Annotated in this window: 22 protein-coding genes and 1 pseudogene; 16 read left to right on the plus strand and 7 right to left on the minus strand. The window is 71.5% G+C overall.

The genetic code is table 11. The features are described 5' to 3' along the window. Window positions 1–55 precede the first annotated feature (55 nt). Entirely contained in the window at window positions 56–793 is a 738-nt protein-coding gene (locus OG787_RS50700) for an SDR family NAD(P)-dependent oxidoreductase (RefSeq protein ID WP_369035008.1), read from the minus strand. A gap of 134 nt (window positions 794–927) precedes the next feature. On the opposite strand from OG787_RS50700, the gene OG787_RS50705 reads away from it, so the two are divergent. Continuing rightward, window positions 928–1518, plus strand: coding sequence for a TetR/AcrR family transcriptional regulator (locus tag OG787_RS50705; protein WP_369035009.1), 591 nt, complete (start codon window positions 928–930; stop codon window positions 1516–1518). A gap of 227 nt (window positions 1519–1745) precedes the next feature. On the opposite strand, the gene OG787_RS50710 is transcribed toward OG787_RS50705, so the two are convergent. The 4 genes and pseudogenes from OG787_RS50710 to OG787_RS50725 all read right to left on the minus strand — a co-directional run. Beyond that, window positions 1746–2273 (minus strand): acyl-CoA dehydrogenase family protein, encoded by a 528-nt coding sequence (locus tag OG787_RS50710; protein ID WP_405540240.1) that lies wholly within the window; start codon window positions 2271–2273, stop codon window positions 1746–1748. Continuing rightward, entirely contained in the window at window positions 2221–2955 is a 735-nt protein-coding gene (locus OG787_RS50715) for an acyl-CoA dehydrogenase family protein (RefSeq protein WP_405540241.1), read from the minus strand. The genes OG787_RS50710 and OG787_RS50715 overlap by 53 nt, the downstream gene beginning before the upstream one ends. Before the next feature lie 11 nt (window positions 2956–2966). Beyond that, entirely contained in the window at window positions 2967–3764 is a 798-nt protein-coding gene (locus tag OG787_RS50720; RefSeq protein WP_405540242.1) for an aldehyde dehydrogenase family protein, read from the minus strand. Between the two features lie 85 nt (window positions 3765–3849). Beyond that, window positions 3850–4029, minus strand: a pseudogene (locus OG787_RS50725) (hypothetical protein); the annotation flags it as partial. A 2-nt stretch (window positions 4030–4031) separates the two neighbouring features. On the opposite strand from OG787_RS50725, the gene OG787_RS50730 reads away from it, so the two are divergent. Further along, window positions 4032–4232, plus strand: a complete 201-nt coding sequence (locus OG787_RS50730; protein ID WP_405540243.1) for a hypothetical protein — start codon at window positions 4032–4034, stop codon at window positions 4230–4232. Between the two features lie 298 nt (window positions 4233–4530). On the opposite strand, the gene OG787_RS50735 is transcribed toward OG787_RS50730, so the two are convergent. Both OG787_RS50735 and OG787_RS50740 read right to left on the minus strand, forming a co-directional pair. Next, complete coding sequence (locus tag OG787_RS50735) at window positions 4531–5364, minus strand: BTAD domain-containing putative transcriptional regulator (RefSeq protein ID WP_405540244.1); 834 nt, start codon at window positions 5362–5364, stop codon at window positions 4531–4533. An 80-nt stretch (window positions 5365–5444) separates the two neighbouring features. Beyond that, window positions 5445–5642 (minus strand): hypothetical protein, encoded by a 198-nt coding sequence (locus OG787_RS50740; RefSeq protein ID WP_369035013.1) that lies wholly within the window; start codon window positions 5640–5642, stop codon window positions 5445–5447. 207 nt (window positions 5643–5849) lie between these two features. Between OG787_RS50740 and OG787_RS50745 the strand changes: the two genes are divergently transcribed. The 14 genes from OG787_RS50745 (at window position 5850) to OG787_RS50810 (ending at window position 21186) form a co-directional block, all read left to right on the plus strand. After that, a complete protein-coding gene (locus OG787_RS50745; protein WP_369035223.1) occupies window positions 5850–6434 on the plus strand; it encodes a DUF4255 domain-containing protein in 585 nt (194 codons plus the stop codon). Continuing rightward, on the plus strand, window positions 6431–7177 hold the full coding sequence (locus tag OG787_RS50750) for a carboxypeptidase-like regulatory domain-containing protein (protein ID WP_405540245.1): 747 nt from the start codon (window positions 6431–6433) through the stop codon (window positions 7175–7177). The genes OG787_RS50745 and OG787_RS50750 overlap by 4 nt, the downstream gene beginning before the upstream one ends. A gap of 13 nt (window positions 7178–7190) precedes the next feature. After that, on the plus strand, window positions 7191–9455 hold the full coding sequence (locus OG787_RS50755) for a phage tail sheath family protein (protein WP_405540247.1): 2265 nt from the start codon (window positions 7191–7193) through the stop codon (window positions 9453–9455). Window positions 9456–9564: 109 nt separating this feature from the next. Further along, the gene (locus tag OG787_RS50760) at window positions 9565–10020 is read left to right on the plus strand and encodes a phage tail protein (protein WP_369035226.1); all 456 of its coding nucleotides are present in this window, start codon (window positions 9565–9567) and stop codon (window positions 10018–10020) included. A gap of 1 nt (window position 10021) precedes the next feature. Continuing rightward, window positions 10022–11521, plus strand: coding sequence for a phage tail sheath family protein (locus OG787_RS50765; protein ID WP_369035227.1), 1500 nt, complete (start codon window positions 10022–10024; stop codon window positions 11519–11521). Next, on the plus strand, window positions 11518–12036 hold the full coding sequence (locus tag OG787_RS50770) for a phage tail protein (protein WP_369035228.1): 519 nt from the start codon (window positions 11518–11520) through the stop codon (window positions 12034–12036). The genes OG787_RS50765 and OG787_RS50770 overlap by 4 nt, the downstream gene beginning before the upstream one ends. After that, entirely contained in the window at window positions 12033–12227 is a 195-nt protein-coding gene (locus tag OG787_RS50775) for a putative phage tail protein (protein ID WP_369035229.1), read from the plus strand. The genes OG787_RS50770 and OG787_RS50775 overlap by 4 nt, the downstream gene beginning before the upstream one ends. Further along, window positions 12224–12895, plus strand: a complete 672-nt coding sequence (locus OG787_RS50780) for a LysM peptidoglycan-binding domain-containing protein (protein ID WP_369035230.1) — start codon at window positions 12224–12226, stop codon at window positions 12893–12895. The genes OG787_RS50775 and OG787_RS50780 overlap by 4 nt, the downstream gene beginning before the upstream one ends. A gap of 10 nt (window positions 12896–12905) precedes the next feature. Beyond that, window positions 12906–14087, plus strand: coding sequence for a phage late control D family protein (locus tag OG787_RS50785; protein WP_369035231.1), 1182 nt, complete (start codon window positions 12906–12908; stop codon window positions 14085–14087). Continuing rightward, window positions 14084–14785, plus strand: coding sequence for a phage baseplate assembly protein V (locus OG787_RS50790; RefSeq protein ID WP_405540250.1), 702 nt, complete (start codon window positions 14084–14086; stop codon window positions 14783–14785). Before OG787_RS50785 ends, OG787_RS50790 begins: the two co-directional genes overlap by 4 nt. Next, a complete protein-coding gene (locus tag OG787_RS50795; protein ID WP_389346607.1) occupies window positions 14782–15204 on the plus strand; it encodes a GPW/gp25 family protein in 423 nt (140 codons plus the stop codon). Before OG787_RS50790 ends, OG787_RS50795 begins: the two co-directional genes overlap by 4 nt. Further along, window positions 15201–17150, plus strand: a complete 1950-nt coding sequence (locus tag OG787_RS50800; RefSeq protein WP_405540251.1) for a baseplate J/gp47 family protein — start codon at window positions 15201–15203, stop codon at window positions 17148–17150. The genes OG787_RS50795 and OG787_RS50800 overlap by 4 nt, the downstream gene beginning before the upstream one ends. Continuing rightward, on the plus strand, window positions 17147–19195 hold the full coding sequence (locus OG787_RS50805; protein WP_405540252.1) for a putative baseplate assembly protein: 2049 nt from the start codon (window positions 17147–17149) through the stop codon (window positions 19193–19195). Before OG787_RS50800 ends, OG787_RS50805 begins: the two co-directional genes overlap by 4 nt. Next, window positions 19192–21186, plus strand: a complete 1995-nt coding sequence (locus tag OG787_RS50810) for a phage tail protein (protein ID WP_405540253.1) — start codon at window positions 19192–19194, stop codon at window positions 21184–21186. The genes OG787_RS50805 and OG787_RS50810 overlap by 4 nt, the downstream gene beginning before the upstream one ends. Window positions 21187–21193: the final 7 nt, after the last annotated feature.

A 21193-nucleotide genomic window follows, 5' to 3' on the forward strand; every position in this document is an offset into this window, starting at 1 on the left:
GCTTCTCCTTGCGGGTGTTCGGATTCAGGGTGTGCGTGTGGGTGTCGATGAGGGGTCAGAGCTGGGTGTGGCCGCCGTCGACGACGAGGTCGGATCCGGTGGTGTAGCGGTTGTCGTCGGCGGCGAGGAACAGCACAGCCGCGGCTATCTCCTCGGACCGGCCCAGACGGCCCATGGGAACCATGGCGGCGAGGCCGGTGCGCAGGGCGGCCGGGTCGTCCTGGGTGTCGATGGCGGGCGTGTCGATGGGGCCGGGGCTGACGGTGTTCACCCGGATCCCTCGGTCCTTGAGCTCGCTCGCCCAGGTGCGGGCGAAGGAGCGTATGGCGGCCTTGGTGGCGCTGTAGACGGTGCGCACCGCCACGCCGTTCATGTGTCCGGCGGATGACATCAGGACGACCGAGCCGTTGTCGTTGAGCAGCGGCAGCGCCTTCTGCACGGTGAAGAACGTGCCCCGGGCGTTGATGGCGAAGATCCGGTCGAAGTGCTCGGGCGTGGCCTCGGCCAGGGTGGCCTGCTCGCCGCGGCCGGCGTTGGCGACGACGACGTCGACTGATCCCCGCTCCTCCTCGACCTGTTGCCAGAGCCGGTCGAGGTCTTCGAGGCGGGCGATGTCGACCTGGACGGCCGTGACGTCGCCGCCGATCTCGGCCCGGGCCTTGTCGAGCCCCTCCGTGCTCAGGCCGGTGATGTACACGTACGCGCCCTCGGCGACGAACGTCTTGGCGGTCGCCAGACCGATTCCGCTGCTTCCGCCGGTGATGACCGCGGTCTTGCCGTCCAGTTTGCCCATGACGGGCCTCCAACTTTCCGTGTAGCGATCGCTAAAGTGGTGAGCGGCTACACTGTAACGACCACTAAAGTGATTGTGCAACCGGGGTCCGCACAGGAGCCGGCTGAGAACCAAGAACCGGGAAAGGAGAGGCCATGCCCAGGGGCGGCAAGCGTGCTTTCGACGAGGAGGCCGCGCTGGATGTGGCCTTGGAGCTGTTCTGGCGCCAGGGCTACGAGGGCACGTCGATCGCCGACCTGACCGCGGCGATGGACATCCGGCCGCCGAGCCTGTACGCGGCCTTCGGCAACAAGCAGCAGCTCTTCGAGAAGGTCCTGGACCGTTACGCCCAGGCGCGCTCCCCCCTGTCCCGCGAGGCACTGGCGCAGCCCACGGCGCGCGAGGTGGCGGTGCGGCTGCTGACCGGCCTGGTCGAGGCGTACACCACACCGGGCAAGCCCCGTGGCTGTCTGACGGTGCAGGCGGGCCTGGCCTCCGGCGAAGAGAGCCGCGCCATAGTGGAACTGCTCACGGCCGCTCGTGACGACTACCGGCAAGCCGTCTGTGACCGGTTCGAGAAGGCCGTCGCGGACGGGGATCTGCCCGCCGGTACCGATTGCAGGGCCCTGGCCCGCTTTCTCATGGCCACCGCCGAGGGCCTCGCTGTCAACGCCGTCTCCGGCGCCTCCCGCGAGGAACTCATGGCAGCCGCCGTTCTCGCCACACAGGTGGTGGCAAGTACCTGACGGCCGGCGCCGCCGAGCCGTGTGCAAGCGGCCCCGGCACCGTCTGAAGCTGGGTCGCCCCGGTTGGTCGGCAAGGAACTGAGCAACCGGGGGCGGTGGACGACGACGGGATCGTCGTCTGCGAGTGGCAGCGGCGTTCTGTATGCCGGCGGTCATGGGTTCGCGTGATGACGCGCCGGAGGAGCGGGATGTCGCGGATGGATGCCTGTCGAATCCGGTGAGACACGTCAGGCCGCTGGTCCGGCGCTGCGCCCGGGGCAGGCGGTCAGCGGGGCAGGCCCGGGCCGCGGGCGATCATGCCGCGCTGGATGTCGTTCGTGCCGCCGCCGACGACGTACATGACGGACAGCCGCAGGCCGTACTCGAAGGCCCCCCGCCGAGCACGCCGGGTGCTGATGCCGACAGCGCGGCGTCGGGGCCGAGGATGTCCGGGACCGCCTCGCCGACCGCTCGGGGAGTTCACCGGCCAGGACGCCGGCCATGGGGGCCGCGAGGCGCTCGACGGTGCCGCCGCCGGCGGCCCGGAGCCCGGCGGCGACCAGGACACGGGTGGCCTGCACGCCGACGGCCAGCTCCGTCACCAGGGCGCGGGCGTGGGAGCCGCGCGGGCCGACCGCGGTGCCGGAGTCCTCACGGGCGTGGGCCAGCAGATCGTCGAGCTGGCGGTGCAGAACGGCGGCGATGTCGCCCATGGCGATGCGCTCACCCGCGAGGGAATCGGTGATGACCTTCCAGCCCCCGTTCACCTCTCCCACGCGCAGGCCGTCCGGAACGCGGACGTCGTCGTAGAAGACGGTGCAGGAGATCTCGCCGGACAGCGCCCGGTGCTGCTGCACGGTGATGCCGGGCGTGTTCATCGGGACGAGGAACATGGTGATGCCCGGGTGCCGGGGGGGCGTCCGGGTCGGTCCGTACCGCCAACCACAGCCAGTCCGCCTCGTGACCGCCGCTCGTCCACAGCTTCTGCCCGTTGATCACCCAGTCCTCTCCGTCGCGGACCGCGCGGGTACGCAGCGAGGCGAGATCGGAACCGGCCTCCGGCTCGCTGTAGCCGAGGCAGAAGGTCAGCTGTCCGCTGCGGATCAGTGGCAGGAACTGTTCCTTCTGGTCCGGGGTGCGGTGCCTGAGGATCGAGTCGCCGAGCAGCGTGACAGCACCGAGTGCCTTGATGGCGGGCGCCCGCTGGTAGGCGGCCTCCTCGTTGAGGACGACCTGTTCGGTCGGTGAGGCGTTCCGGCCGCCCGCCTCCTCGGGCCGGGTGAACCCGAGCCAGCCGCGGTCCGCGACCGCTCGCACGAGTTCCTCGTCCTCGCCCATCTCGATACGGCCGAGCCGGTCGGCGTACGTGCCGAAGAGGGCGCGCACCTCGGTGCGGAACGCCTCGCCCCGTCGGCAGTGATCCGGTGCCCTCGACGAGGACGTCGGCCACGTCGCCATGGGCAGCTTTTTCAGGACTGTTCGGTCGGCCGGGTGGCGGGGGTGCGGTGCCGGATCGCGTCGAGGGTCTGGGCGACGAAGCCGCGCAGGGCGTCCGCCTCGGCCTTCCCGGCCGGGGGCAGGATGTTCTGGGCGAGCCCGGTGGGAGCCGTGCTCGCGGCCACGGTGCGGCGGTGGCTGAACGTCAGGAAGCCGGTCTTTCCGGAGTACGCGCCCACGCCGCCTGACGGCGCGCCCTCGACGCCCCAGTGCACGGCGAGGTCGCTGCGGGAGACACCGCCCGAGGTGGTCCTTGTGATGAACCGGCGGAACTCCGGCCCGCCGGACCCGAAGAAGTAGGCGGCGAGTGGGCTGGGACGGGCGTTGACGTAGGCGATGACGTCGTCGAGGTCGTACGGGTACACCACCAGGACCGGGCCCAAGATCTCCTCGGACGCGACGGCCATGCCCTCGGTCACGTCCAGCAGCACGGTGGGCGCGATACGGCGTCCCGCGCGCCGGGGGAGGACGTCGGCCTCCTCCGGCGCGGCGATGGTCAGCACGAGTGCGCCCTTGGCCTCGGCGTCGGCGACGAGCGCCGTGACCCGGTCGAAGTTCCTGTCGTCGATGATCGAGACGACGTCCGGGTTGTCGAGCCAGGTCGGGAAGCGTGTACGGGCGGACCGCTCGTACCCGGTGACGAACTCGTCGAGACGGGCGCGGGGTACGAAGACGTAGTCCGGGCAGAGGCAGATCTGACCGCCGTTCAGCAGCCGCATGTCGGACACGCGTTCGGCGGCCAGTGGTACATCCGCGTCCGCGCCGAGCACGACGGGGTTCTTGCCGCCCAGCTCCAGCGTTACCGGCGGCCAGCGCCTCGATCGCGGGCTGGACGACGAGAGTGACCGGGAAGTTCCAGGGGCCGACGACCCCGACGACGCCCTTCGGGCGGGTCTGGACGAAGGCGGGCGTCCCGGCCTCGGCGGAGCCGGGAACTACTCCAGGACGTCGATCCGCCCGAAGGGTGCCGTCGCGGCGGCCAGCGCTCCGGTGAGCTGCTCGGGGTCGGAGACGTCGGCCCGGAGCCTTCCGCAGTGATGCCGTCCGTCGTCAGGGCGCCGACGCCGACGACGTCGTCGTGGCGGACGGACCTTTGGCTGCCGGTGCGGTTCACGGTCGACGACGTGAAAGCTGTGCCGGTGGGCTGTACGGCCATGCAGCGCTACCGCGGTAAAGCGGGCGGGCTCGGCTCCCTCAGGGAGATCGTCCAGGATGGACTGCGGGGCGGCCAGGACTGACGGAGGGCGGCGCGTGCTCGGCCGTCGAGGTTTCTTGTGTCGGTCGCCGGAGTGGGGGCCATGGCGGAGGCGATGCCGCCTGTGACGTCAACCATGGGGCAGTGCCGTCTTCGAAGTGCCGTCTTGGATAGGGCATCGACCTCCGATCGGCCGGCACAGTCCCCAGGACGGCCGCCCTGGAGGCCCTCGCATGCTGGCCCTGTGCGGGAGGCGGACGTCCCCATCGCGGCTCGGTCGAGGTCGAACGGAGCACCAGACAGCGGGCACCTCTCCGATCGCCCCAACTCGGCGCGGGCGGTCACACCTTGAGCTGGGGTGCGGAGGGCTGAAGCCGTGTCCGTCCGTTGCGTTCGGTGTGGGGCGGCAGGAGGGCCCTCAGCGACGGGGAGGGCTCCAGGCCCAATTCCTCCCGCAGGATGCGACGGCACTGCTCGAATTGGCGCACTGCCGCACCCCTGTTACCGGCTGCCAAATGCGCTTTCATCAGTACGCGATGAGCGCTTTCCCGCAGCGGTTCGGTACGCACGGCGGTAAGTCCCGCGGCGACGGCTTCACCGTGGCGTCGCGCTTCCGTCAGACGCTCGGTCATCGCTTCCAGGGCATAAAGCCGGAGCTGATGGTATTGCTCCTGCTCGATCAACATCCAGTCGTTTTCTGGCCATTCCGGTAGCAAATCCGATGACAGGCCTGCCAGCGTTTGCATGGTCAGGATGTCGTCGCACGCGCGTGAGTTGTCGAGCAGTCTGTGCGCGTGTGCAACCGCCTCGTGCAGGTCGACGGTGACGTCCTTCGAGATGGCCAGGTCGTGCGCGGACACGTCGATGATCGGGTGGCCGGCGCGCATCGCGCGCCACAGGGACGACCTCAGGTTTGCGTTGGCGCGTGACGCCGTGACATCCGGCCAGAGGATTCCGGCCACGTAGGTGCGGGATCGCGGCATGTCCTGCAAAGCCAGAAACGCGAGGAGTCGTTGAGTGCTGGAGCAGACCGGAACGCGCGTGTGATCTATAGCCAGTGCAAAGCCCTTGAGTAACCTCAAGGAGATGGATTGTGTCTGTCCGTTCATCGACGCCCCCGTACCGATCTCGGCTTCGGTGATCTTCGGCGTGGCTGCTGGGATTCCCGAGGCCATGTTACGAGCAAGTTATGCCTGTAGGGTCGACTATCGACGTGACGGCGTCACAAGGGAATCACCAGAGCGTCGCATTGACGTCACCCTTCGCGTTCCAGAAGCTCATCGAGCCAAGTCCGCACCGCTGTGAGGACATCGACGGTCTTGCTCACCGCGGTGGGCGGTTCCGGCTGTCCGTCGACGGTCTGGATGATGCGTGCGCGGAAGCCGTCCTCCCTGCCGTCCTCCACCCATACCCGGAGGATCAGGACGCCGGACCGTGTCGAGGGGGTCTCCATGAGAGACCGAGTGTCCCTCACCGCTGTCACCCGGGCGTTGTCGATCCGTGTTCGATGACGTCATCGCGAGCGACGGGGACGGATCCAGGGATGCATCGGTGACGCCGGTGTGACGGGTGAGTCGCGGGCGGATCACGGGGGCCTCTGCATCCTCTCGGTAGATGTCATCGGTATACGTCGTCGGCGCGCGCCGGGAGGGGGCTTCGCATGGGTGACTTCGGTGTGATCGCCGATGTCTCGTCCGTCATCGTGAGCACTCTGACGCAGTCCCTGCGCGGGTTGGGCCAGCGCGACATGCCACCACCGATCGCGGAACTGAACGACCTCTCCGAGACGGTGCAGACACCGCCCCCCAAACTCACGGTGTTCCTCTACGAGATCGCCGAGGACCCCACCTCCCGCAACCGGCCCCCGGTGCGCTCCCAGCCGCCCGACCCGCTGACCGCCCGCAAACCGCCGATGGCCCTGCTCCTGCGGTATCTGATCACCCCCTGGGGCGGCGACCAGGACACCCAGCACCGGATGCTCGGGCGTGCCCTCCAGACGTTCTACGACGACGCGATCCTGGACGGCACCCAGTTGGCCGGCAGCCTGGCGGGCAGCACGGACTCACTGCACACGACGCTGACGCCCCTGACCCTCGATCAGAAGTCCTGGGTCTGGTACGCGATCCAGAAGCCGTACCGGCTCTCGCTGAACTACGAGATCCGCGTCGTCAACCTGGACTCGGCCGTCGAGACGCCGGTGCGCCCGGTGCGCAGCCGCATCATCGCGGGGACGGCGACGCCATGAGCCCCTTCCTGCCCCTGGCCCGGTCGGCGCTCTACAGCCCCGTCTGGCTGGTGCCGTTCGACGACCACGCCCGCCGGGTGCGCTCCGCGGGCGTGGAGGCCCGCCTCGACCGGTTCGACGACGAGGGCGGGTCCGACGGCCAGGGCGGCTGGCTGCCGCTGGACGACAGGGCGGTGCGCACCCCCAGCGGGCACCTCGCGTTCCCGGGACTCGGCAGACGGGCCGAGCCGTGGGCGGCCCGGCCGGAGCGCCACCGGGTCCGGTTCGAGGCAGCCGGCTACCAGCCGCTGTACCCGGCCGACGGCGAGCCGTTCTCGGCCGCGCTCGTCGGCGTCGAGTTCCTGGTGTATCCGTACGACAACACCAACCCGCCCGCTGTGGAGGCCTCTCCGAGGCTGGTCCGGCTGCTGCCGGGGGTCGCCTTTGCCTATCCGCCGGGTGTGCGCACCGTCCGTGGCGTCGTGCTGGACGCGGCCACCCGGGCGCCCGTCGCGAACGCGCTCGTCGAGGCCGGGGGGCGGACCGGCCAGGACCTGACGCCGTGGCACGAACGCACCCTCTCCGACGCCACGGGCGCCTTCCGGCTCGCCCTGCGCTGGGAGGGCGAGAAGGCCACCGAGAACACCGTCGAGGAGACCTTCCTCGTCGAGGCCACCGAACGGCCGGGCCGGGCCGGGTCGCTGACCGTGCGCCTGCCCCAGGAAGCCGAGCGCCGACACGTCATCGAGATTCGTGAGCAGTGAAGGAGCCACATCCATGGCCGAGTATCTGAGCCCCGGGGTCTACATCGAGGAGATCGATGCGGGGCCACGGCCGATCGCGGGGGTGAGCACGAGCACGGCCGGCATGGTCGGGGTGACCGCTCGTGGCCCGTACACCGGCAAGCCCAAGCTGGTCACGAACTTCCTGGAGTTCCAGACCGTCTTCGGCGGCTTCCTGCCCGAGCCGGGCGCGGGCGTACGGGACGACTGGGCCAACGACCCGTCCGAAGGCGGCCGTTGGTGGCTGTTCCCGCTGGCCGTCAAGGGCTTCTTCGACAACGGCGGCCAGCGGCTCTACGTCAAGCGGGTCGCCGCCGCGGACGCGAAACCCGCCTCCGGGGAGCTGGCCAACGGCCTGGTGAGCCCCGTCGCCTCCGACGCAGCGCGCGGCGCGACCAGCCTCCAGCTCGGGCACCTGATCGGCTTCACCGGGGTCGGCCAGCAGATCGACATCCTCCGCGGCGACGACCAGCAGACGATCCACACCGCCGTGGTCGCCGGTTACGACATGTCCGCCCGCCGGATCCGGTTGGAGACGCCGCTGCCCGCCGAGGTCAGGACGGCCCGCGGGGACCACGTCCAGGTCGGTCAGCGCGGCGCCGAACAGACACTGCGGCTGTCCGCGGTGAGCCCCGGTGCGTGGGGCGGCGGCGTCCAGGTCCGGGTCCAGCCGATGGTCGGCGCGGCGCTGCCGGTGCTGCCCGATCCGCAGGAGGGCGCGCTGTTCATCACGCGCCTGGTCGCGGACGCGGACGCGGACAGCGAATCCGTCGAGGTGGCCGTGGCGAGGGGGCTCGACCCCGACGACCTGCCGGCCGACGTGTGGGCGCAGATCGGCCCCCGCCGGTTCAAGGTTCAGGTGAGCCAACCTGCCGACGGCAAGGTGACGTTGACCTTCCCGGCGGACACGACCCACGCGGCGTGGGAGACCGGGCTCACGGTGCGCCGCGTACGCCGGGGCAACATCGCGGCCGGACCGACGCTGCGGGTCGGCGGCGCGAGCAGGCTGTACGAGGGTGCGGTCGTCCAGGCCGACGACGGCACCGCCCTGACCGCCCTGACCGTCCAGGCGGTCGCCGAGGATCTCGTCACCCTCGACCGGAACGTGCCCGGGACGCTCTTCGAGACCGACCGGATCCATCTGGTCGAGGCCGAGGTCACCACCCGGTTCACGGACACGGCCGGGGCCGCGGTCACGGAGACGTTCCCCAATCTCCGGCTCACCGGCGACACCCCGGCCAACCTGACGACCGCCCTTCAGAACCGCTCGCAGCTCGTGCAGGCCACGGCGCTGCCCGGCCTGTCCACCGACCCCACGAAGTTCCCGGTGCCCGCGACGGGCTCTTGGCTGACGCTGGCCGACGGCGACGACGCGTACGGCAGCCTCAGCGTGGCCGACTTCGTCGGCACCGACGGCGGCAGCGGACGGCGTACGGGAATCGTCGCCCTGGAGGACATCGACGAGGTGGCCGTCTGCGCGGTGCCCGGCATGTGGTCCAGCACCGTCGAATCGGCCCTCGTCACCCACTGCGAGCTGCTCAGGGACCGGTTCGCGATCCTCGACCCGCGCGACGGCCTCGACATCGAGGGCATCCAGACGTTCCGCGAGCCCTTCGACACCAAGTACGCGGCGCTCTACTACCCGTGGCTCGTCACCCGCGACCCCTCCACCGACCGTGACGTCGAGGTACCGCCGTCCGGCCACATGGCCGGGATCTACGCCCGGGTCGACGTGGAGAGGGGCGTGCACAAGGCACCGGCCAACGTGGTCATCCGCGGGATCCGGCAGACCGACGGCATCGCCCAGGACATCACCAAACGCCATCAGGACCTCCTGAACCCGAAGGGGATCAACGCACTGCGGTTCTTCCCCGGCCTCGGCCACCGGGTGTGGGGTGCCCGCACGCTGTCCTCGGACAGTTCGTGGAAGTACATCAACGTCCGGCGGCTCTTCCTCTTCCTTGAGGAGTCGATCGACGAGGGCACCCAGTGGGTGGTCTTCGAGCCCAACGACGAGTCGCTGTGGGCCCTGGTCCGGCAGACGGTCGCCAACTTCCTGACCACGGTCTGGCGCAGTGGCGCGCTCGCCGGGACCACCGCCGACGAGGCGTTCTTCGTCGCCTGCGACCGCACCACCATGACCGAGGACGACCTGGCCAACGGCCGGCTCATCTGTGTCATCGGGGTCGCGCCGGTCTTCCCGGCCGAGTTCGTGATCTTCCGGATCCAGCAGAAGACCCGCGAGACCCAGCTCGCCTGAGCACCTGACCGAGCCAGAGCCCAGACCGAGCCAGAGCCCAGACCGAGCCAGAGCCCAGACCGAGCCAGAGCCCCGACCGAGCCCGTGCACCGACTGAGGAGCGGCCACCATGCCACCCGTGACCAGGGAAGATCCCTACGCGTCATACAACTTCCAGATCATCGTGACCAACGTCAGCGACGACGGCGTCGCGGTGAGCGGTTCCTTCACCGAGATGAGCGGTCTGGAGCTGGAGATCCCGCCGATCGAGTACCGCAACGGCAGCGAGGACATCACCGTCCGCAAGATCCCGGGACTGAAGAAGTTCACCAACCTCACCTTCAAGCGCGGCGTCACCGGCCACGTCGGCTTCTGGAACTGGGTGGCCGAGGCACTCAACGGCAAGGTGCGCCGCGCCTCCGGATCGATCGTGCTGCTCGACGAGAACCGCCAGGAAACGATGCGCTGGAACTTCGACCGGGGCTGGCCGACCAAGTACACCGGCCCGACGCTCAGCGCGACCAAGAACGAGATCGCCATGGAGACGCTCGTCCTGGCGGTCGAGAAGCTGGAGATCGACGTCTGACATGACGAGCGAAGCGCTTCCCGGCGTATCCCTGACGTTCGTGCCCCGCGGCCCGGAACCGGAGCCGCTGCGCACGGACGTGGCGGCGTTCCTCGGCCGGTTCCGCCGCGGCCCGGTCGCCGCCCCGGTGCGGGTGGAGAGCTGGAACGACGTCGTGGGCGTCTTCGGGCCGCCCCCGCCGGAGGGCGCCTTCGCCACGCCGTACGCGCTGCGCGGCTTCTTCGAGAACGGCGGCCGTACGGCCTGGGTGCTCCGCGTGTCCGGGCCGGCCGCCACCGCACGGGCCGTGTGGCCGGTCGGGGACATCACCGGATTCGCGGCCACGCGCTACCGGGTGGACGCCACCAGTCAGGGCGCCTGGGCCAACACCGTGCGCGTCGACATCCGCTACCAGGCCAGTACCGTCGCCGGACCGCCGACGGTGAGTGTGCGGGTCACCGTGCCCGGCGAGGCCCCCGAGACCTTCGCCGGACTGCCGCCCGCCGACGTGGCCGACCGGCTCACCGCGTCTCGCTACATCCGGCTGGTCCCCGACGGACCCGCACCCGCGCCCGGCACGCCCGGTCCGATCTCGACGTCCTGGCCCCTGACGCTCGCGGGCGGCACCGACGCCCCGCCGACGCGGCAGGAGTACGCGGACGCCGTGACCGTGCAGTCCGAACTCCCGGAACCGGCACTGGTGGCACTGCCCGACCTGGGCACGGACCTGTCCGGGACCGTGCACACCGACATGGTGCTGGAACTGCTGGGGACCGTGTCCCCGCTCCTCGACCGGCTGGTCGTCCTCGACGTCCCGCCCCAACTGTCCTCCGCCGACGCCACGGTGGAGTGGGTGAAGTCACTGACCGCGACCGGCGACAGCGGGCTGCTGAGCTGCGCGGCCGTCTACCACCCGCTGCTGCGGACCCCCGACGGACCCGCACTGCGCACCGTCCCGGCGTCCGGACACGTCCTGGGCGTGATCGCGAGGCTCGACGCCGAGCGCGGAGCGCACCACACCCCCGCGAACGCCGTCGTCCTGGAGGCCGTCGACCTCGCCGCCGAACTCCCCGAACCCCAGCAGGTCCGCCTCTTCGACGCGGGCGTCGACCTGATCCGCTGCACCCGAGGCCGGGGACTGATGGTGTGGGGCGGACGCACCCTGTCCGCCGACCCCCGCACCCGCTACATCGCCCACCGCAGACTGCTGCACCTCCTGGTGCGTGCGATCCGGCGGGTGGCGAGCCCACTGGTGTTCGACGTCAACTCGCCCGAACTGCGGCTGACCCTCGTCCGCGCGATCACCTCGGTGCTGCTGTCCGCCTTCCGGGCGGGAGCGCTCACCGGAACACGGCCCGAGCAGGCGTTCCGGGTGGTGTGCGACGACACCAACAACCCGCCGGAGCAGGACCCGGGGCAGCTGGTCTGCGAGATCGAGGTCGCCGCCGCCGTACCCATGGAGTTCGTCCGGCTGCGTCTCGTACTCGGCCAGGACCGCGGTCTGGAGGTGATCGAGGCATGAATCAGGACCCACTGCCGAAGTACCGATTCCTGGTGACGCTCGACCCCGGCGACGCTTATCTGCCGTCCGCGCAGGCGCTGTTGCTGCCTCTGGTCGCCGCCGGGGCGTTCCAGGAGGTCGCCGGGCTCGGCGCCCAGCTGGAGGTGACGAGCTACCCGGAGGGCGGCCGCAACGACTCGGTGCACCAACTGCCCCTGCGCCACTCGTGGAACCGGATCACCCTCAAACGCGGAGTGGTGCGCGACCCCGGACTGTGGGCCTGGTACCAGGCCGGACTCGCCGACTCCCTCGGCGCCCGCCGCGACGGCGCGGTCATCCTGCTCGCCCCGGACGGGACACCCGGCGCGGCCTGGGCCTTCCACGGCGGGCTCGCCGCCAAGTGGACCGGACCCGACCTGCACGCCGAACAGAACGCGATCGCCATCGAGTCGCTGGAGATCGCCCACGAGGGGCTGACCAAAGTCCTGCAGGACACCGCGGCGAACGCGCTGCCGCGACAGAGCCAAGGGAGGTGACCGGTGTGCCGAAGGTGACCATTCACAACCTCGAAGTCCGGTTCCAGGTGGAGGGCGACGACGGCGCCGTGTTCACCCGGCTGTTCAACAAGCACATCCAGGCCTGGGCGAAGCTCTACGAGGACGCGTGCGCCCGCGCCAAGCACACCGAGGCCGAACGCAGCTTCGGCGACGGGGAGGGCCCGCTGTGAGCGTGACGCCCGTCTCCTTCGCCCGCCAGGGCGCCGCCCAGGCCCGCCTGGAGATCGTCCGACCGGTGATCGCCGACGAGCGGCAGCGGCGCATCCCGCTGCGGTTCAACCCCACCGACTACAAGCTCAGCAAGAGCAACACCTTCGCCGAGATCACCATCCCCGGCCTGGAGACACCGCCCTTGCAGTACATCCGCGGCGGCACGGAGACCCTCACCGTCCAGGCGCTGGTCGACACCTCCGACACCCTGGAGAACGTACGGACCGCGTACGTCGACGCCCTGCGCGGCCTGCTGCGCCCCGACAGCCGCGAACACGCGCCGCCCGTCGTCCGGTTCGTGTGGGACGAGGAGGTCTTCACCGGCGTCGTCGAGAAACTGGACGTCAACTACCAGCTGTTCCGGCCGGACGGGGTGCCGCTGCGGGCCATGCTGGACCTCTCCCTCAAGGAGTACCGCACGGCCGCCGTGCAGGTCGCCGCCGTACCGCGCTCCTCGCCCACGGTGGAGAAGAGCTATGTGGTGCGCCGGGGCGACACCCTCAGCTCCATCTCCACCGCCGTGTACCGGCGCCCCGACGCCTGGCGCGAACTGGCGCGCGCCAACGGGATCGACGATCCACGGGACCTGCGACCGGGCCGGGTACTGACCGTGCCCCGGCTGCCGTGAGGAGCGCGCGATGAGCTCTCCCACACCCGAGGTCGCCTCTCCCGACCGGTACGCGCCCGAGTTCGAGGTGCGCATCGAGGGACTGGAGATGGACCCGTCCACCAAGAACGACATCATCGACATCAAGGTGAACCGGGACATCGAAGAGATGTCCGGCTTCGACCTCACCCTGAACAACTGGGACGACGCCAACCTGAGGTTCAAGCACAGCGACTCGCCGAGTTTCCAGCTCGGCTGCCGGGTCTCGGTCCGCCTCGGCTACGCCGACCAGCTGCTCACCGTCGCCACCGGGACCATCTCCACGCTCAGCCCGAAGTTCACCGACGGCTCGTCACCGACCGTCTCGGTCAGCGGGGTCGACGGGCTGCTGAGGCTGAAGGACCGCAAGCCCACCGAGAACGAGACCAAGATCTACCTCAACAAGCGGGACTGGGAGATCGCCCAGCAGATAGCCCAGCGCAACCATCTGCGGATCGTGGTCACCGAGGAGGGTCCGGTCCACGACCGGGTGGTGCAGAAGAACCAGGACGACGCGAGCTTCCTGCTGGAACGCGCCAAGCGGCTCGACTTCGACTGCTTCCTGCTGCCGGACCCGGTCACCGGCGAGGACACGCTGTACTTCATCAAACCCACCGACGGCCGGGACGGCCGCCCGATCCGGGTGTACCGGCTGGCCTACGCTCCCGGGCTGTCCACCGGGCCCACCGACCAGCCCGTCGGACTGATCCCCAACCTGATGGAGTTCACCCCGACACTCACGGTCTCCCAGCAGGTCAGCAAGGTGACGGTACGGGGCTGGGATCCCCGCACGAAGCAGCCGATCGCGTTCACCGCGACCGCCGAGAACCTCCCGGCCGGACAGAACACGGCCGACGGCCAGAGCGGGCCGCAGGCCGCCGAGTCCGCGGCGCAGGGCCGCCAGGAGGTCATGGTCGACGCGCCGGTCACCAGCGACCAGGAGGCCCGCGAACTGGCGATCAGCCTGCTGCGTGAGCGCGCCTACGAGTTCATCACCGCGACCGGCAAGGTGGCGGGGCTGCCCGAACTGCGGCCCGGCGACAACCTGGAGATCTACGGCCTCGGACGCCGCTTCTCCGGCACCTACTTCGTCAAACGGGTCGAGCACACCCTCAACACCAGTGGTTTCTTCACCCAGTTCACCGGCCGGCGGATCCACCAGGGGGACAAGTGACGACCAGGACTGCGCCACGGGCCCGCAGCACCGACAAACGGTTCTACGGCGTCGTCGAAGCGCTCGTCGCGGAGGTCGACGGCGACGACGAGGGCCGGGTCAAGCTGACGTTCCCGTGGTTCGACGGCACCACGGTCACCGACTGGTGCCGGGTGAGCCAGCTGTACGCGGGCAACGGCTACGGCTCCCTGTTCGTCCCCGAGAAGGACGACGAGGTGCTCGTCGCCTTCGTCCACGGGGACATGCGGTTCCCCGTCGTCCTGGGCGGTCTCTACAACGGCCAGGACAAGCCGCCGACCGCCCGCACCGAAGGGCGCGACCAGAAGGTCATCCGCACGAAGCACGGCCACCAGGTCCTCTTCGACGACAACGCCTCCCAGGCCGCCGTACGCATCACCTCGGCCGCCGGACACGTGGTGGAACTCGACGACCAGGGCAAGGAGATCCGGATCACCGCCGCCGAGGGCGGCAGCGTGACCGTGTCCGCGCAGGGGGAGATCACCCTCAAGGCGCCGAAGGTGACCGTCGACTCCTCCTCCATCGAACTCGGCGCCGGCGCCACCGAACCCCTCGTCCTCGGCAACGCGCTGCTCCAGGCGTTCAACGCGCACACCCACCCGTCTTCGGCCGGGCCGACCGGCATTCCGGTCGTGCCGCTCACGGCAGCCGTCCTGGCCAAGAAGGCGAGGACGGCATGAGCGAGGAGTTCCTCGGCACGGGCTGGCGGTTCCCGATCCTGCCCGACGAGGCCGGGCGGCTCGGCTACGCCGTCGGCGAGGAGAGCATCGAGCACTGTCTGCGGGCACTGCTGCTCACCGGCCGAGGCGAGCGCGTGATGCAGCCCGAACTCGGCACCCGCGCACCGGAGTTGGTGTTCGCCCCCGGCAGTGTGCAGAACCTGCGCGACCTGGAGAACTCGATCGCCGAGGCGGTACGCACCCACGAGCCCAGGGTGGAACTCGACGAGGTCCGCGCGGAGGCCGACCCGGCCGACGAGTCACGGGTCACCGTCTCGGTCGTCTACCGCGTCCGGCGCAGCAACACCAAGGCCAATCTGGTGTTCCCGTTCTACGTCGGACTCAGCGGTCTCACCGGTCCGGCGGGGAGTACGCCATGACCATGCCCGCGCCCCGCCTGGACGACCTCACCTGGGCCGACATGATGGCGGCCGTCCGCCGCCGCATCCCCGCCGAGTCGGACGGCGCCTGGACACTGCACGCCCCCGTCGACCCGGGCGTCACCCTTCTCGAACTCTTCGCCTACCTCCTCGAACAGCGGCTGTACTGGCTCGACCAGGTGCCGGACGCCCTGGTCGTCGCCATCCTGCGGCTGCTCGGCCTCGACCCGCCGCGTCCCGCCCGCGCCGCTGCCACCGTGCTGCGGCTGTCCGCCCGGCAGCCGGGTACGGCCGTTCCGCTCGTCCCCGCCGGAACGGCGCTGACCCGGGACCAGTTGGGGCGCGTCGTCTTCACCCTCGACGACGACGTCGCCGTCCTCCCGCTCGCCGACAGCGCCGAGATCACCGTGTGGACCGACCGCGACCGCACCGCGGACCTGCGGGCCGGCCGGGGCGTCGTACTTCTCGCGAACGACGGCGCGCCGGCCCAGGCCCGGTTCACCCTGCCGCTCACCGGAGAGCACCCCGCCCCAGGCCCGATCAGCCTTCTCTTCGAACTGGACGCCCCCGCCGCGTCCGTGGCGTCCTGGCTGCCCACCGCGGTCGCCGACGTACCGCCCCCCGCCGAGCTGACCTGGTCCTGGTTTCGGCCTGGGTCCGACCTCTCGGGTCCGTTCGAGAAGGTCGAGGACGGTACGGCCGGGCTGAGGCGGTCCGGTGTCGTCCGGCTGCACCCGCCCGCAGGCTGGACCACCCAGGACACCGGCGTACTGGTGTCGACCCCGGCCGCGACCTACGCGGCACCGCCCCGCCTCCGCCGGCTCGCCGTCAACGTCTCCGTCGTCCGCCACCGCCGACGGTTCACGGCACAGGGTGCGGATCTGGCGGAGCAGATCGAGGCGTGGCTCAAGCTCCCCGGCCAGCACCTAGTGCTGCCGGACGCCGCCGGCCGGCTCCTCGAAGCGGCCGTCCGCCTGGCGGGCGAGGAGTGGCGGCCGGTGCCTGACTTCACCTTCGGCGCGCCGACCGACCGGGTCCACCTGGTCGACCGGACCGAGGGCGCTGTCGTCTTCGGCGACGGACTCACCGGGCGCATTCCCAAGCCGGACCCGGACGTCGTCGTCGACTACGTGCTCGGCGGCGGCCGGGAGGGCAACGGCGGCCTGACCGACAACTGGGTCGTGGCCCCGGACACCCCGGCGGACGTCGGCACGGTCGTGGCCGCCAACCTCGTACGGGCCGAGGGCGGGCAGGACCCCGAGACGGTCACCGCCGCACGGCAGCGCGCGGGCGCGTCCCTGGGGGAGGTGACCCGGGCGGTCACCGCGGACGACTTCGTCACCCTGGCCCGTACGACGCCGGGGGTCGCCGTCGCCCGCGCCTACGCGTCTCTCGGGGAGCACGCCGGATTCGCGTGCGACCGGGTGCCCGGCGCGGTGACCGTCCACATCGTCCCGTCGGTGCAGCGGACCGACCTCGACCGCGAGGACTTCGTCGTCGCGCCACGGCCCGACCCGGGCATGCTGCGCGCGGTCGCCGCGCGTCTCGACGAGGCCCGGCTGCTCAGCTCCGAGGTCTTCGTGCGCGGACCCCGTTACCGCGACGTGAACCTCCGCGTCGACCTGTCGGGCGGCCCGGCCGACCGGGCCCGCGTGTCCGCCGTGGTCACGTCCGCGCTGCGGCGCTTCCTCGACCCGCTCGTCGGCGGCGAGGAGCAGGACGGCTGGCCGTTCGAGGAGGCACTGCGCCCGTCCGCCGTACTGCGTACGGCCCAACGTGCCCTGGGAGACCTCGCGGACGTCGCCGGTGTGGCGATCGGCCTCGACGGGGCCGAACCGGCCGAGGACTGCGACGAGGTGCCACTGCGCGCCGGTGAACTGCCCGTGCTGCGGTCGGTCCGCACCCGGATCGTGCCCGCCGTCGAACCGGGGGAGGGGCTGGCATGACCGGCGACGTGTGGTGGGAGAAGGACTCGCGGACCGAGGGCGACCTCGTCCCCGGTACCGGACCGTCCGGGGTCCAGCCGGAACTGGTCGAGGCGACCCGTGAGGCCGTACGCACCGACGTGCGCGGCCGGATCGCCGGCTACACCCCCGACTGGACCGACCCCGACCGCCAGGATGCCGGAGTCGCGCTCGTACGCCTCTTCGGAACCCTGGCCGAACCCGTGCTCTCCCGCGTCAACCGGCTGCCGGAGAAGGTACTGGCCGAGCACCTGGCCACGGCGGGAGTGCGCAGGCGGCCAGCGAGTGCGGCGGCAGCGCTCCTGGAGTTCACCGTGAACCCGCCGGACGGCGCCTCCGTGCTGATCCCCGCGGGCTTCCAGAGCGCCGCCTCGACATCGGCGGGCCAGGTCGTCTACGAGACGGACCAGGACCTGTACGCCACCCCGGCCACCCTTGCCGCACTCGCCGTCCAGGAGGCGGGGACGCTGGAGGACCTGCCGCTCGGACCGGCCGGCCCCGGCCGCCCGTTCGCGCCGTTCGGCCGCGACCCACAACCCGGCAACGGCCTGTGGATCGGCCTCGCGGGAACGGCCGTCCCCTACCCGCGCCTCTCGCTGGGCCTCGTGGTCGTCGCCGCCGTGCCCGCTCCCGCGGACTCCGGCGGCACGGCACCCCTTCCGCTGCCCGCCGCGCCCCTGCTGCGCTGGGACGTCCTCGACGGCACCCGCCTCGTACCCGCCGAACTGGTACGGGACTCCACGGGCGGGCTGAACGCCGACGGAACCGTCGAACTCAGGGTCCCGCGCTCGTGGGAACCGGGCAGCCCACCCGGCTCCCGGCCACGGCCCCAACTGCGTTGGCTGCGGCTACAGATCGCGCACGGCGCCTTCAGCGGCCCGGCGCCCGTACTGTCCGGACTGCGGCTGAACACGGTCGCGGCCACCGCCGCCCGCACGATCAGGGACGAGCCGCTGCAACCGGTCCAGACTCCGGGGGCGAGCGGCCTGCGGCGGATGACGCTCAGTCAGACCCCGATCCTGGCCGGGTCCGTCGTCATCGAGGTCGACGACGACACCGGCGGCGACGTCTTCGGCACCACGACCGGCTCCACGTCCCGAACCTCCTCCCGCTGGCGCGAGGTGGAGAGCCTGGCCGCGTACGGCGCCGACGACCCGGTGTTCACCGTGGACCACGCCACCGGCGAGGTCACCTTCGGGGACGGCGTCAACGGTACGGCCGTGCCGCCCGGGTTCCGCAACGTACGAGCCGTCCGCTACCGGGTCGGCGGCGGCAGCGCTGGTGCCGTGCGCGCCGGTGCCGTCAACTCGGTGGTGACCGCGCTGCCGTTCGTCACCGGCGTCAACAACCCCTTCCCGGCCACCGGAGGAACGGACGCCGAGCCCGACGCGGACGCGATGCGCCGGGGCGTCGGCCAACTGCGCGCCCGGGGCCGGGCCGTGGCACCGGCCGACTACGGCCTCCTCGCCGTACGCGCGCCCGGTGCCTCGGTGGCCCGCGCCCAGGGCGTGCCAGGACTGCACCCCGATTTCGCCGGAGCGCCGATCCCCGGCGTCGTGGGAGTCCTCGTCGTACCGCCCGCCGACGACACCGGCGAACCACCGGTCCCCACGGCCGCCACCCTGCGGGCCGTCACCGAGTTCCTGACCCGCGAGGTCGCCCCCGCCGGGGTCACGGTGGTCGCCGCCCCCGCGTCCTACCGGAGGGTCGCCGTGGAGGCGTGGGTCGCCCTCGACCCGGACCTCGACCGGGCCACCGTCCTGACCGGGGCGGGCGACGCGGTGCGCACCTACCTGGATCCGCTCACCGGCGGCGAGAACGGCGCGGGCTGGCCGTTCGGCGGCGCACTGCGGCACACGGCGCTGCTCCGGCGGCTCCTCGCGGCCGACGGTGTCCTGGCCGTCTCCGGGCTCTCGCTCGTCGTCGACGGCATACGGCAGCCGGCCTGCGCCGACCACGCGATCCCGCCCCACACCCTCGTCTGGCCGGAGCGCCCGCTGCTGATCCCGGTAGGAGACCGGACATGACGTGCACCCAGCACCCCGCCACCTTCCGCCTCCTCGACGCCCATGTCGGCTGGGAGGAGCCCACCGACGGCGAGCCGGGGCTGGAGAACATCGTCGGGTTCGACGACCAGGTCGGCCTCCGGCTGGCCCACAGCGGTCCCTCCCCGGACGGATCCACGAGGGCGCAGTTGCTGCCATGGTTCCCCGATCCCCGCCTCGCGCCGGGGTGCGGCCCGTGCTCCTGGTACCTGCTCGTCCCGGACGGGCCGGGCCTCCTGCGTCGCGATGTCTGCTCGGGTGCCTGGACCGCCGTATGGCCGCCCCCGTGCGACCCCGGCCTCCTGCGCGAGCCCGTCTCCGTCGCCGCGCGGGGACACCGGCTGGCCGTGGTGGACGGCGACCGGGTCCTGGTGTGGCGCCGTGAGGGAGAGCAACTCGCCGGTGTGATCAGTGCCGACGAGCCCCGGTGGGCCGCACTCGCCCCCGGGGACGAGATTCTCGTGGCCTGCGCGGGCGACACCGACCTGCGTCGGTTCGACTCGACGGGCGCCTTCCGCGGGCTGCTGCGCACCGGCGCGCAGGGAGAGGTCGTCGGGCTGCGTACCGGGGAGGGCCGGACGGTCTGGCTGCTCACCGATGACGACGGTCGGCTGAGCATCTACCGAGGCGGCGGACAGGGCGCTTTCCACGTCGCCACCGTGGACGAACTCGCCGCGGCCCTGCCGCCGTCCGCGCTGATCTCGGCGGACGCGGACGGGTTCTGTCTGCGGGAGGACGGCCCGGACGGCGCCGTGACCACCTGCCACACCTGGCAGGGCGGGCCGAGGCAGACCCCGCCGACGGCGACAACGCCGTACGCGACCGACGGACTCCTCCTCACCGGCCTGATCGACAGCGGCATCTCACGCTGCCGCTGGCACCGCGTGCGCGTGGACGCCGAGGTGCCGGTCGGCACCGCGGTCTCGGTCGAGATCGTGGTGTCCGAGGACGACCACTACGACGAGACCGACTGGCAGCTCTCGCCCCCCGGCGTCACCGACTTCCTCGTGGACCAGCCGCCCGGCCGCTACCTGCGGCTGCGACTGCGGTTGTCGGGCGACGGCGGCGCGACTCCGGTCGTACGCCGGATCCGCCTGGACTTCCCCCGGTCCACCAGCGCCGAACTCCTGCCGCCCGCCTACCGCATGGACCCAGCGGCCGACGACTTCACCGAGCGCTTCCTGTCCCTGTTCGACGCCTCGCTCGCCGACCTCGACCGGGTGATCGAACGGTACCCGGCCCTCCTCGACCCGGCCGGCGTCCCGGACCGGGTGCTGCCGTGGCTGGCCGGACTGCTGGGCCTGTCCTTCGAGGCGGGCTGGGACGCCGGGACCCGGCGCGCGCTGCTTGCGGCGGCCCCGGAGCTGTACCGGCGCCGGGGCACGCCGTGGGCGCTGCGGGAGGCCGTAAGGATCGTGTTCGGGGTGAGCCCGGTCATCGACGAGCTGGCGACGGACCGTAGGTGGGCGTCGATGCGTGAAGCGGTCGGCTCCCAGGAATCCCAGGATTCCCAGAAGCCCCAGAAGTCACAGGGGCTGGGTGTCGGCGAAGTGCGGCTGTTCAGCCGGTCGTCGAGCCGGTTCCGGATCGGCGGCTCGGCTTTGGGAGCGGCGCCCCTGCGGGCGTTCGGGGCACCGGACACCGACCCGCTCACCGCGCACGCGCACCGGTTCCGGGTGCTTCTGCCCACCGCACCGGCGGGCGAGCAGGCGCTGCGGCGGCTCGTGGAGCGGCAGGCACCGGCGCACACGGTGGGCTCGGTACGGACGGGTGCCGCGGGCTTCGTGGTCGGCTCCCGGTCCACCGTCGGCGTGGACACGGCGTTCGTACCTCTTCCGCCGCCCGTACTGGGCGGCGAACGCCCGCTGCGGCTGGGCCGCGACGGGGTGATCGGACCAGGACCCAGAGGGTTGCGCCGAGGGGTGGGTGTGGGAGTCGTCTCCGCCGTCGGTGTGCATACGCGAGTGTGGTGAAAGGACA

The sequence above is a fragment of the Streptomyces sp. NBC_00075 genome, from assembly GCF_045041225.1.
Taxonomy (GTDB): domain Bacteria; phylum Actinomycetota; class Actinomycetes; order Streptomycetales; family Streptomycetaceae; genus Streptomyces; species Streptomyces adonidis.